Origin of the sequence: Grimontia sp. SpTr1, from assembly GCF_947387585.1 — a bacterium.
GTDB lineage: Bacteria > Pseudomonadota > Gammaproteobacteria > Enterobacterales > Vibrionaceae > Enterovibrio > Enterovibrio indicus.
The window spans coordinates 90,667-103,078 of sequence record NZ_CANDOD010000012.1 but is presented as its reverse complement, the minus strand read 5'-3'; the positions used below and the strand labels follow the sequence as shown (position 1 = coordinate 103,078).

Annotated in this window: 14 protein-coding genes; 9 read left to right on the top strand and 5 right to left on the bottom strand. The window is 48.8% G+C overall.

What is annotated here, in order from left to right; all coding sequences use genetic code 11:
* Positions 1-12: 12 nt before the first annotated feature.
* Positions 13-1,269 (top strand): UDP-N-acetylglucosamine 1-carboxyvinyltransferase, encoded by a 1,257-nt coding sequence (gene murA, locus QL223_RS16920; RefSeq protein ID WP_281545382.1) that lies wholly within the window; start codon positions 13-15, stop codon positions 1,267-1,269.
* A gap of 80 nt (positions 1,270-1,349) precedes the next feature.
* Here murA and degS read toward each other — a convergent pair whose 3' ends face one another.
* From degS to zapG, 3 genes are all read right to left on the bottom strand, one after another.
* Positions 1,350-2,414, bottom strand: coding sequence for an outer membrane-stress sensor serine endopeptidase DegS (gene degS / locus QL223_RS16915; RefSeq protein WP_281545381.1), 1,065 nt, complete (start codon positions 2,412-2,414; stop codon positions 1,350-1,352).
* Positions 2,415-2,555: 141 nt separating this feature from the next.
* Complete coding sequence (locus tag QL223_RS16910; protein ID WP_281545380.1) at positions 2,556-3,923, bottom strand: Do family serine endopeptidase; 1,368 nt, start codon at positions 3,921-3,923, stop codon at positions 2,556-2,558.
* Between the two features lie 87 nt (positions 3,924-4,010).
* Complete coding sequence (gene zapG / locus QL223_RS16905; protein ID WP_002537329.1) at positions 4,011-4,424, bottom strand: Z-ring associated protein ZapG; 414 nt, start codon at positions 4,422-4,424, stop codon at positions 4,011-4,013.
* A gap of 181 nt (positions 4,425-4,605) precedes the next feature.
* Between zapG and zapE the strand changes: the two genes are divergently transcribed.
* The 8 genes from zapE to sspB all read left to right on the top strand — a co-directional run bounded on the left by zapE (position 4,606) and on the right by sspB (position 10,959).
* On the top strand, positions 4,606-5,709 hold the full coding sequence (gene zapE, locus QL223_RS16900; protein WP_281545379.1) for a cell division protein ZapE: 1,104 nt from the start codon (positions 4,606-4,608) through the stop codon (positions 5,707-5,709).
* Between the two features lie 233 nt (positions 5,710-5,942).
* Entirely contained in the window at positions 5,943-6,371 is a 429-nt protein-coding gene (rplM, locus tag QL223_RS16895; RefSeq protein WP_002537332.1) for a 50S ribosomal protein L13, read from the top strand.
* Positions 6,372-6,383: 12 nt separating this feature from the next.
* Complete coding sequence (gene rpsI, locus QL223_RS16890) at positions 6,384-6,773, top strand: 30S ribosomal protein S9 (protein WP_002537334.1); 390 nt, start codon at positions 6,384-6,386, stop codon at positions 6,771-6,773.
* 392 nt (positions 6,774-7,165) lie between these two features.
* The gene (petA, locus tag QL223_RS16885) at positions 7,166-7,756 is read left to right on the top strand and encodes a ubiquinol-cytochrome c reductase iron-sulfur subunit (RefSeq protein WP_062665981.1); all 591 of its coding nucleotides are present in this window, start codon (positions 7,166-7,168) and stop codon (positions 7,754-7,756) included.
* A complete protein-coding gene (locus QL223_RS16880) occupies positions 7,756-9,021 on the top strand; it encodes a cytochrome bc complex cytochrome b subunit (RefSeq protein WP_062665984.1) in 1,266 nt (421 codons plus the stop codon). Before petA ends, QL223_RS16880 begins: the two co-directional genes overlap by 1 nt.
* On the top strand, positions 9,018-9,755 hold the full coding sequence (locus QL223_RS16875; RefSeq protein ID WP_002537340.1) for a cytochrome c1: 738 nt from the start codon (positions 9,018-9,020) through the stop codon (positions 9,753-9,755). Before QL223_RS16880 ends, QL223_RS16875 begins: the two co-directional genes overlap by 4 nt.
* A gap of 86 nt (positions 9,756-9,841) precedes the next feature.
* On the top strand, positions 9,842-10,477 hold the full coding sequence (gene sspA, locus QL223_RS16870) for a stringent starvation protein SspA (RefSeq protein WP_002537343.1): 636 nt from the start codon (positions 9,842-9,844) through the stop codon (positions 10,475-10,477).
* The gene (sspB, locus tag QL223_RS16865; RefSeq protein WP_281545378.1) at positions 10,477-10,959 is read left to right on the top strand and encodes a ClpXP protease specificity-enhancing factor; all 483 of its coding nucleotides are present in this window, start codon (positions 10,477-10,479) and stop codon (positions 10,957-10,959) included. Before sspA ends, sspB begins: the two co-directional genes overlap by 1 nt.
* Before the next feature lie 308 nt (positions 10,960-11,267).
* Here sspB and QL223_RS16860 read toward each other — a convergent pair whose 3' ends face one another.
* Both QL223_RS16860 and QL223_RS16855 read right to left on the bottom strand, forming a co-directional pair.
* Positions 11,268-11,816 (bottom strand): BON domain-containing protein, encoded by a 549-nt coding sequence (locus QL223_RS16860; RefSeq protein ID WP_281545377.1) that lies wholly within the window; start codon positions 11,814-11,816, stop codon positions 11,268-11,270.
* A 2-nt stretch (positions 11,817-11,818) separates the two neighbouring features.
* Entirely contained in the window at positions 11,819-12,409 is a 591-nt protein-coding gene (locus QL223_RS16855) for a phosphoheptose isomerase (RefSeq protein ID WP_002537348.1), read from the bottom strand.
* Between the last annotated feature and the right edge of the window lie 3 nt (positions 12,410-12,412).

Genomic DNA, 12,412 nt, shown 5'->3' with positions numbered 1-12,412 from the left:
ACGAGGAACAGCATGCAAAAATTCCGTGTCCACGGTGGTGGCCCACTGCGTGGTGAAGTCACAATTTCAGGTGCCAAGAATGCGGCACTGCCTATTTTGTTTGCCGCGCTGCTGGCTGAAGAGCCTGTAGAAGTCGCGAACGTTCCTAAATTGCGTGACATCGACACCACCATGGAGTTGTTATCACGTTTGGGTGCCAAAGTATCCCGCAACGGTTCTGTTCACGTTGATGCCAGTAACATCAACGAATTCTGTGCACCTTACGATCTGGTGAAAACCATGCGTGCATCTATTTGGGCGTTAGGTCCACTGGTTGCCCGTTTTGGTAAAGGTGAAGTGTCATTGCCAGGCGGTTGTGCCATCGGCGCACGTCCGGTTGACCTGCATATTCATGGTCTGGAGCAACTTGGCGCGACCATTACACTGGACGAAGGTTACGTTAAGGCCCACGTTGATGGCCGCCTGCAAGGTGCGCACATCGTTATGGATAAAGTCAGTGTTGGCGCAACAGTGACCATAATGTCTGCGGCAACGCTGGCAGAAGGCACCACAGTGATTGAAAACGCAGCGCGTGAACCTGAGATTGTGGACTGTGCGAAGTTTCTGAACGCACTGGGTGCGAAAATCACCGGTGCAGGTACAGACGCTATCACAATTGAAGGTGTTGAGCGCTTGGGCGGTGGCTACCATGAAGTGGTTGCTGACCGTATCGAAACCGGTACCTTCTTAGTCGGTGCAGCGGTATCTGGCGGTAAAGTGATGTGTCACAACACTTCACCAAAATTGATGGAAGCGGTACTGGCTAAGCTGGAAGAAGCGGGCGCGCTGGTGGAAAGTGGTGAAGACTGGATTTCGCTAGACATGACGGATCGCGAGCTGAAAGCAGTGAATATCCGTACCGCTCCACACCCGGGTTTCCCAACCGATATGCAGGCGCAATTTACACTGCTTAACCTGATGGCGAAAGGCACCGGTATCATCACAGAAACGATTTTTGAAAACCGTTTCATGCATGTGCCAGAGCTGCAACGCATGGGTGCTCACGCAGAAATCGAAGGTAATACGGTTGTTTGTGGGGATTGCGATGGTCTGAGTGGTGCTCAGGTGATGGCAACTGACCTACGTGCTTCTGCGAGTCTTGTGATTGCTGGTGCGATTGCGAAAGGTGAAACCATCGTTGACCGCATTTATCACATCGATCGTGGTTACGAGCACATCGAAGATAAGCTTAAAAAGCTGGGTGTCAGCATTGAACGTTTCAGTGACTAACTGCCAATAGCAATAGATGAAGAAGGCCACTCAAGAAGTGGCCTTTTTTTGTTTCTGTTGTTTTTATTGATCTTAAACGCCTATTGAATTTTCTCTTCGCCGATCGTGACAATGACATCAATAGGTTGACCGTTTCTGATCACCTTGAAAGGGACTTTTGTGCCAGGGCGGATATCAACCACGATATCCAGGGCATTGCGGACACTGCTAACAGGCTTTTCGTTTATGGCGATTATCAGGTCGTTGACCTTAAGTCCCGATTTTTCCGCAGGCCCATTCGGGTCCATGCTTCCCACCATCACGCCGCTTAATTGTTCCGCATCAAGAAGCCTTGCCATCACAGGATTCACTTCGCGTCCTTCCACACCAATATAGCCGCGGATAACTCGACCATCAGCAATCAGTTTTTGCATGATCTTTAATGTGAGTGAGTAAGGAATGGCAAAAGAGATGCCATAAGTATCTACATCGGTGGCTTGCTGGAATGATGCGGTATTGATACCGACTAACTCGCCACGGCTGTTGACCAAGGCACCGCCAGAGTTACCTTTGTTGATCGCCGCATCGGTTTGCAGGAAGTCCTGCTGGCGGTTAAAGCTCATCCCTGCACGACCCGTTGCAGAGATAATGCCGAAGGTCGTGGTTTGACCGAGGTTATAGGGGTTTCCGATAGCAAGTACAACGTCGCCGACGGCAGGCTCATAGCTGTCGTTAAATGGGATCACAGGCAGGCTATCTAGCTCAATCTTCAATACCGCCAAGTCGGTACGTTGATCTTTACCTACCAGTTGCGCAGTACTGATACGGCCATCCTGCAACGCAACAATGATTTGGTCAGCTCTGGCGACGACGTGGTAGTTGGTCACAATGTAGCCTTTGTCGCTCATGATGACGCCAGAGCCAAGCCCTTCGGCATTGAGCTGCAAGCGGTTTTCTGCGCTATAACGGCGGGTGTAGATGTTCACAACGGCAGGGGAGGCGCGTCGGACGGCATAGTTATAGGAAATCAGGTTGTTGTTGGCTTCAAACGTGGCAAGTGTCGCTTCAGGCAACAGCTGGGAACTTCGTAACGAAGGAATGGCAATAAGCAGCACAGCAGCGACCAAAACGCCGTACACCACAGAACGTGCTAAAAAAGCCAGCATGCAATTCCCCATAAAACCGTGAAATAGAAAGCACTGAGAATACCATCGAATGGCCAGTATGAGTAGCTGACAAGGCCGAATAAAGAAAGAGCCTGACACTGTCAGGCTCCTGATTTGAAACGCTTTGAGTAAAGCGTTTGCTTAGCGGATCACCAGATACATGGTAGATTCGCCGCGCAGAATGTTAAGCGCCAACACAGACGGTTTGCTCTCAAGTTGTTTGCGCAGGTCGCCGAGGTTTTTCACCTTGTTTCGGTTCAGCCCCACAATCACGTCGTCCTGCTTTAAGCCATAGCGGGCGGCGATAGAGTCTTTTTCGACACTTGAAACGCGAACCCCGGACACTTTGCCTTCTTTATAGTTTTCCAGCTCAGCGCCTTTGAGTGCTTCATGCAGGGTTTCAGCATTGGCTTTGGCAAGGCTGGCTTCTTTCAGCTTAGCGGTAACTGTTTTCTCTTTACCGTCACGAATAATGCCAAGCTTCACGTCTTTGCCCGCGCCCAGCGTCGCGATTTTCGCGCGAAGTTCGCCAAAGCTTCGGATCTCTTTGCCGTTCACCGAAACGATAATGTCACCGGCTTCAATGCCAGCTTTCTCAGCAGCAGAGTCAGGTACGATTTGGCTGACAAAAGCGCCATGGTTTGTTTCATAACCAAATGCTTCTGCAAGCTCTGATGTCAGTTCGCCACCTTGTACGCCCAACACGCCGCGTTTCACTTCACCGAACTCTAGGATCTGGTCAACGAGGTTTTTCGCCATGTTCACGGGAATGGCAAAGCCAATACCGACATTACCGCCGTTCGGGCCGAGAATGGCGGTGTTAATGCCGACCAGTTCACCATTCAGGTTGACCAGCGCGCCACCAGAGTTACCGCTGTTGATCGCCGCATCAGTCTGGATGAAGTTTTCAAAATTTTCGACATTCAAACCACTGCGGCCCAGCGCTGAAATGATGCCCGACGTGACGGTTTGGCCAAGGCCAAATGGGTTACCAATCGCAATGGCGAAATCACCAACACGCAGCGCATCTGAATCAGCGAGCTTGATTTCAGTCAGGTCATCCGCTTTTTCCAGTTTGAGCAATGCGACGTCAGACATGCCATCGCTGCCGATAAGCTCTGCATCGTATTCGCGGCCATCGTGTAATTGAACACGGATTTTATCCGCACCATCAATCACATGATGGTTAGTGATCACAAACCCTTTTTCTGCGTCAATAATGACGCCCGACCCCAAGCCACGGAAAGGACGTTCTCTGACTTGTTCAGATGGAAAGTCCGGGCCAAAGAAGAAACGGAAAGATTCAGGAATGCGTTGTTTTGATGTGTGGCTGCCTTCCACAGCAATACTGACGACCGCTGGGCTCACAGCTTCAAGCATAGGCGCGAGGCTAGGCAGACTCTCACCGGCAACTGCGGCTGGTAATGCTGCAGTTGTCGGCAAGGCTGTCATGGTTGTACTAACGGCAAGTGCAATCGCACTTAAAGTAAGCAAAGACTTCTTTTTCATAAACACACTCCCCTCTATAGGTACGTTTTAAGAGTGGGGGTAGGTCAAAAAAGTTCAATGCCCCGTTATTTGATATTTGTGATCGAGTTAACTCGCTTTGCTGGTTTCTTTTTGGTCTTTTAGCAAACCCGACGCGCCATCAGAGTAGTCGCGAGGCGGCTCTTGAGAAGGCTCTTGCTCTTCAGTTACTTCCGACAGTTTGCTGATGCGTTTTGCAAAAGGATTGTCCTGCTCAGGCAAGTTCGGCATTAACTCTGCTGAAGTATTGGCCATGTGTTGATACAGCTTACTGTAATCGCGGGAGATATTATCGAGCAGCTCTGCGCTCTGCGCAAAGTGGTCTACCAACTCCTGACGATACTGTTCCAATTCATAGCGCGACTTCTCTAACTCTTTTTTCAGATCTTTTTGTTGAGAATTATCACGCATTGTCAGGCGGGCAATAATGAAGCCAATGACAATACCAATGATCACAAATACCAGCGTGTTGATCCAAGCCATAAGTGCTCCTTAACTTATTCCAACCGGTTGGATAAATTGCAGTTTTTTTGCCGATGAAATGGCAATCAAAAGAAAACTACAAACCCCTTAATACTCTTGGTTTACTATACATGCCAAGATAGACGCATGGTACTATTGATTTTGAGAACGCCACGGGTGCGAGTGAGAGCTAGGTTCAAGGATGACACCACTAGAGCAATACCATAACGACTTACAAAGACCGGACTTTTTTGAAGATGCTTCCCAACGCAATGCGGTTGAGAAACTGGAAGATCTTTACCATCGCCTAGTAGAAAGGGCGCATGCACCGGTTGAAAAACAGGGCTTTCTGGAATCCCTGTTTAAGAAGAAAACGCCAGTGAAAGCACCGGAAAAGGGTCTTTACTTCTGGGGTGGTGTTGGCCGTGGGAAAACTTATCTCGTTGATACCTTCTTCGAAAGCCTGCCGTTTGATAAGAAACTGCGGATGCACTTTCACCGCTTTATGCACCGTGTCCATCACGAGTTGAAGCTCCTTGATGGCGAACAGGATCCTTTGCAGAAGATTGCCGATAAGCTCGCCGATGAAGCCCATATTCTTTGTTTTGATGAGTTTTTCGTTTCTGATATTACGGATGCGATGATCTTAGGGACGCTGATGGAAGCTTTGTTTGAGCGTGGGATCTGTCTGGTTGCGACGTCAAATATTGTTCCAGATGAACTTTACCGAAACGGCTTGCAACGTGCTCGATTCCTCCCTGCCATCGCCCTTATTAATCAGCATTGCGAAGTGGTGAACGTTGATGCGGGCACGGATTATCGTTTACGAACGTTGGAGCAGGCAGAGATCTTTCATTTTCCGTTAGATGAAGCTGCAGGCGAAAACCTCAAAGAGTACTTCTATAAGCTGGCCACCGAGCCTTGTCATGAATCACTGGAAATCGAAATTAACAACCGAAAGCTGATCGCAGAGCGTGAAGCCGAAGGGGTAGTTCACTTTGAATTCGCCACGTTATGCGATAGTCCGCGTAGCCAATCTGACTATATAGAGATAGCTCGCCTTTACCACACGGTTTTACTGGCAAACGTACCGCAAATGGGCCTCTCAAAGGATGATGCTGCGCGTCGATTTATCGCGATGGTCGATGAATTCTACGAAAGACACGTGAAACTTATCATTTCAGCTGAAGTTGCCTTGAATTCACTGTACACAGATGGGCGCTTGTCATTCGAATTTAGGCGCTGCATTTCGCGTTTGAAGGAGATGCAAAGCCATGATTACTTGGCTTTGGAGCATCTTCCATAACCAGTCTTGCGGTAATGACAGTATTGATAAAAATCCAATGGAGAAAAAGTCAGGACTTTTTTTGAAAAAAAGGTGATTTTTTCTCCACCCTTCCTTATAATCCTGCGACCCACCGTTACTGTTGAAAGGCTTCGGCCGAGGGAACCACCACTCGAAGGGGTGCTGAATGGGCTCTTAACAGTGGGAGCGAGAGCTCCTTAAGTGAAATCTAAATTTATCGGGTAATTATTAGCATGAAAACATTCGTTGCTAAACCAGAAACTGTAAAACGCGACTGGTACATTGTAGACGCAGAAGGTAAAACTCTGGGTCGTATCGCAACTGAAATCGCATCTCGTCTGCGTGGTAAGCACAAGCCGGAGTACACTCCGCACGTTGACACTGGTGACTACATCGTAGTTATCAACGCGGAAAAAGTTAAAGTAACTGGCGCGAAAACTACTGACAAGATGTACTACCACCACTCTGGTTTCATGGGTGGCATCAAGTCAATCAGCTTCGACAAACTGATCGCTAAGAAACCAGAAATGGTTATCGAGCTTGCTGTTAAAGGTATGCTACCACGCGGTCCTCTAGGTCGTGCAATGTACCGTAAACTGAAAGTTTACGCGGGCGCAGAGCACAAGCACGCGGCACAACAACCGCAAGTACTGGACATCTAAGGGGACTTCAAAATGGCAGAACAATACTACGGCACAGGTCGTCGCAAAAGCTCCGCAGCTCGTGTATTCATCAAGCCGGGCAGCGGTAACATCGTAATCAACAAGCGTTCTCTGGAAACCTACTTCGGTCGTCCAACCGCTCGCATGGTTGTTATGCAACCTCTTGAGCTGGTAGAAATGACTGAGAAGCTGGACCTGTACATCACCGTTGCTGGTGGTGGTATCTCTGGTCAAGCAGGTGCAATCCGCCACGGTATCACCCGTGCGCTGATGGAATACGATGAGACTCTGCGTCCTGCACTGCGCGCAGCTGGCTTCGTTACTCGTGACGCACGTCGCGTTGAACGTAAGAAAGTTGGTCTGCGTAAAGCACGTCGTCGTCCACAATTCTCTAAGCGTTAATTCGCTTCCGGATTATCCGGGAATTATGGTCCAAAAAGCCTGGCTTATGCCGGGCTTTTTATTACCTCCATTCAGGCATTTATCCCTCCCGTCAATGCGCGAACTGTGCGCTTGTCCCCAATTTCCTCATTTTGATATTTCCGCAAATTTTTTCTTTTTTGGCAGTTAGTTAAAAAAACGGTGTATACCTCACATTTGTTACAAAAAGGTAGCTTTATCTTGTCAAAAAGTGGGGTTTTCCTTATCATTTAGGCGACGTATTAATAGGTTTTTGTTGGACAAACCACCCGTTTCTACGCAATAAGAATACTTAATTTGAGTTAGCCGTACGCTCCAGGGACGCATAAGGAAAGTTATAAGAATCCATGCGGGAGCACATGGGAGAATGTTGGATGAGCAATGCGCCAGTGAATTCCGGCCGACGTCGTTTCCTGACTCTATCAACCGCAGTGGTTGGTGGTGTGGGTGCAGCTGCAGTCGCTGTACCTTTTATCAAGTCTTGGAATCCAAGCGCCAAAGCGAAAGCTGCCGGTGCCCCGGTCGAAGTCGATGTGAGTAAGATTGAAGAAGGTCAGCTTGTTAGGGCGATTTGGCAGGGTAAACCCGTGTGGATCGTGCGCCGTAGTAAGCAGACGTTAGAAAAATTAGACCAGATTGGGGACAAATTACGTGATCCCGAATCCCTTGAACCACAACAGCCTGAATACATCGTTAATACGTACCGTTCTGTTAAACCAGAAATCTTCGTCGCTGTAGGCCTATGTACACACCTTGGCTGTTCACCAACTTACCTGCCAGATAGCTTTGGCGAGCAGGTAGAAGGCGTATCTTCTGGTTTCTTCTGTCCTTGTCATGGTTCCAAGTTTGACATGGCTGGCCGTGTATTTAAAAGCGTACCAGCACCACTTAATCTGGTTGTTCCACCTTACACGTACCTTAACGATAACCGTATTTTGGTTGGCGCAGATGAGGGGACAGCGTAATGGAAAACTTGCTTAACTGGTTTGAGAAACGTCTTCCAGCGGTGAATGCTTATAAAAAGCATTTATCCGAATACCCAATGCCGAAAAACTTTAACTTCTGGTACTTGTTTGGCTCACTGGCCATGCTGGTACTGGTCAATCAGCTTTTAACCGGTATTTGGCTAACGATGAGCTACAACCCTTCTGCGGAAGGGGCTTTTGCGTCAATTGAATACATTATGCGAGATGTGGAATACGGTTGGCTGTTGCGCTACATGCACTCCACCGGTGCCTCTGCGTTTTTCGTGGTCGTTTACCTGCACATGTTCCGTGGTCTGATTTATGGTTCGTACCAGAAACCACGCGAGCTACTGTGGATCTTCGGTATGTTGATCTTCCTGGCGTTGATGGCGGAAGCTTTCATGGGCTACCTGCTGCCATGGGGTCAGATGTCTTACTGGGGGGCACAGGTAATCATTTCCTTGTTTGGTGCTATTCCGGTTATCGGTGACGACCTGACATTGTGGATTCGTGGTGACTATGTTCTGTCTGGTGCAACACTGAACCGCTTCTTTGCACTCCATGTTGTAGCGCTACCCATCGTGATTCTGTTGCTGGTAGTACTGCACATCTTGGCACTTCATGAAGTGGGCTCAAACAACCCGGATGGTATCGAAACCAAGCTGCCTAAAGGCACTAAAGGCGAAGGTTACGAAACTCAGTTCCCATTCCACGAGTACTACACCAAGAAGTACGACATCATCGACTCTGTGCCTTTCCACCCATACGGTACAGTGAAGGATCTGATTGGTGTGGGTCTGTTCGGTATTCTGTTTGCTTACGTTATCTTCTTCAATCCAGAGATGGGCGGCTACTTCCTTGAGCCACCTAACTTTGAAGCAGCTAACCCGCTGAAGACACCTGAGCACATTGCGCCAGTGTGGTACTTCACTCCGTTCTACGCCATCCTACGTGCAGTTCCTGACAAATTGATGGGCGTTGTGCTGATGGGCCTCTCCATTGCCGTTCTGTTCCTGCTGCCATGGCTGGATCGCTGTAAAGTACGTTCATACCGTTACCGCAGCAAAATCCATCTGGCAAACATTGCGCAATTTACTGTTTCGTTCATTGCGTTGGGTATCCTGGGTGCGCTGCCAGCAACCCCAACTTATACCTTGATGGCACAGATCTTTAGCTTTGGTTACTTCATGTTCTTTGTTGCGCTGTTCTTCTACAGCAAAAACGAAGCGACGAAACCATTACCGGAGAGGGTGAACTACAAATGAAGAAGTGGATTGTAATGCTGTTTGCTCTGCTGCCTTCTCTGGCGATGGCGGCGGGTCCAAGCATTCCATTGGATGCAGCAAACAACGATTTGTCAGATAAAGCATCATTGCAAAACGGTGCCAAGCTTTTCATGAACTACTGTTTTGGCTGTCATGCCACTCAGTACCAGCGCTATGAGCGTATCTCAGAAGACTTGGATATCCCGAAAGAACTGATGCTGGAAAATCTGGTTTTTGACAGCAATGCGAAAATCGGTGATCTGGTGACCAATGCGATGACCGCAGAAGATGGTGCGACCTTCTTTGGTGGCCCGGCACCAGACCTGACGTTGGTTGCTCGTGTTCGTGGTACAGACTGGATTTACACCTACCTGCGTTCTTTCTACCAAGATGACTCTCGTCCGTTTGGTGTGAATAACTCAGTGTTCCCAAGCGTGGGTATGCCTCACGTACTGGAAGAGCTTCAAGGTACACCTGTTAAGCAGTACAAAACGGTACTGGTTGATGGTGAACAGGTTCAGGAGTTCATCGGTATCGAATCATTGGGTAACGGTGAGTTGAGCCCTGAAGAGTACGACGACGCGGTCCGTGACTTGGTGAACTTCCTTGAGTACTCAGGTGAGCCTAACAAGCTTGAGCGTCAGCAAATGGGTTACTGGGTGATTGGCTTTATGGTCATTTTCCTCATCCTAGCCATTTTGCTCAAGAAAGAGTATTGGCGTGACGTTCACTGATCGGTTAATCTAGTGAGTTGCTGATCCACAATGGGAGCAGGTGCTCCCATTGTTTTTTCTATAGATGAAACATTCTGGAGGGGTTAATGGCTGTTGCTGCCAATAAACGCTCGGTGATGACGTTGTATTCAGACGCATCAGACATGTATAGCCATCAGGTTCGCATCGTTCTGGCAGAGAAAGGTGTGACATACGAGATTGAGCTTGTTGATCCAAATAACCTGCCAGAGGATTTACTCGATCTGAATCCGTATAACTCGGTTCCGACTCTGGTTGACCGTGAGTTGGCGTTGTATAACGCAAACATCATCATGGAATACCTGGATGAGCGTTTTCCACATCCGCCGCTGATGCCGGTTTACCCGGTAGCACGTGGTAACAGCCGTCTGATGATGTACCGCATCGAACGTAACTGGTACACACTGGCTGAGAAAATTGAAAAAGGCAATGCAGAAGAAGCCGACAAAGCGCGTCGTCAATTGCGTGAAGAGCTTTTGGCTCTTGCTCCTGTGTTTGCCGAGTATCCGTTCTTCATGAGCGAAGAGTTTAGCTTGGTTGATTGCTACCTGGCTCCGCTGCTGTGGCGTTTGCCGGTAATGGGCATCGAACTGAGCGGTCCTGGCGCTAAAGAAGTGAAAACTTACATGGCGCGCGTATTTGAACGTGATTCATTCCTGGCTTCTCTGACTGAAGCTGAGCGTGAGATGCGTCTGGCGCAATAATGAGCGACATCAATCTCAAGCCTCGACGCCCGTATCTGTTACGGGCGTTTTACGACTGGTTACTCGACAACGATCTGACGCCACACTTGGTTGTGGATGCAACCATGCCCTACGTGAATGTACCTTTTGAGTACGTACAGGATGGACAGATCGTATTGAACGTTGCACCGCGTGCGGTTGGCAACCTTGAATTGGGTAATGACGAAATCAGTTTCAATGCACGATTCGGTGGTCGACCGATGCTGGTGACTGTGCCTATGTATGCTGTGATGGCAATTTATGCACGTGAAAATGGTGCTGGCACCATGTTCGATCCAGAGCCAGCATACGATGAAGAGCTGGAGCGCATTGAATCTGAACCGGAAATCAATGCTGTCGATGAAGTACAGGAAGACGTTGAAACTGTTGTGGAGACTGATGAGCCAACTTCAGAACCAGCGCAGAAACCGAAAGGTCGTCCGACGCTAACCGTCGTCAAATAAAAAAGCAGCCTAGGCTGCTTTTTTCATGTCTGAATCCAGGGGATGTTGACCTTTGGTGGTTAAATTTTGTTCTAGCCCTAAGCGTTTTAGGCGCGGCGAGGTGTGTGCCGCCTAGTCATTCTAAGCAAATACACCTCAACAAAGCATAAAACGCTTAGGGCAGAACCCTTCGGGCAGCGTTTGTTGGGGTTTTCTCCTGCGTTATCGGCTTCTCATGTAGGCCAGCTACACGTCGAAGCCTCTGCCTTGAATAAAATCCCAACAAACTGCTGCAAAAATCATCACCAAAGGTCAACAGCCCCTAAAAGTTACTCGCCGATCGAACTTGGCTCGTAATACTGAAAGCCTTTTATAACCTGCTTAACACCACTCAAGTTACGGGCGATTTCCGTGGCTTCATCAGCTTGCTCGCGGGTGACATAGCCTAGCAAAAAGACCTCGCTGTCTTCTGTGATCACTTTAATGTTCACGTTACGGAGCTTCTTACTGCCGATGAGCGCAGATTTCACCTTAGTGGTGATCCAAGTGTCTTTGGAAACATCACCCACAGACAACGGCGCCTTGATGCGTATTTGGTCGTAGATGGTCTCTATGCCTTCGAGTTCTCGAACTTTAGTCACGATAGCGTTTTTGAGGTCTTCGGTTTTCGCCTGACCAATCAATAACAGTTTGCCATCGTAGGAAACGGCGTTAACACGGGTATCGCCTTTAAAAGGGGCTTTATTAACTATCCCAGCGACTTCCATTCCTAGTTGTGTGTCTTGCCATTCCGTCTTCGCGGTACGGGTATCCTGCTCGTAAATCGCGGAACAGGCACTCAACCCCAATACTGCTGCAAGTAAAAGCGCCTTTTTCATGGTTATTCTCCGTGCGTCGGGAACAGGTATTGATCGATAAGATCGCAGAGGGTATGCAAGGTGATCAGGTGAACTTCCTGTACGCGGGATGTGCGCTGGGAAGGGATACGGATTTCCACATCCTGCTCACCCAAGAGGCCTGCCATTTCACCGCCATCTTTGCCGGTAAGCGCAACAATGGTCATGTCACGGGTAACCGCGGCTTCCATTGCCTTGATGATGTCTTTGCTGTTACCGCTGGTAGACAGTGCCAATAGCACGTCTCCGCCTTGTCCGAATGCTCGTACCTGCTTGGAGAAGACTTCATCGTGGTGGTAATCGTTCGCGACCGCTGTCAGGGTGACGGTATCCGCTGTCAACGCTAATGCAGGCAAGCTAGGGCGCTCTGTTTCAAAGCGGTTAAGCAGACAGGAAGCGAAATGCTGGGCATTTGCTGCGGAGCCACCATTACCACAACACAGGATTTTGTTGCCGTTAAGCAGACACTGCACCATGACCATCGCGGCTTTGGAAATCTGCTCTGGCAAGGCTTCTGCTGCAGCGATCTGTGTCTGGATACTCTCGGTGAAACTCTCTTTGATGCTATCTAGCATTGA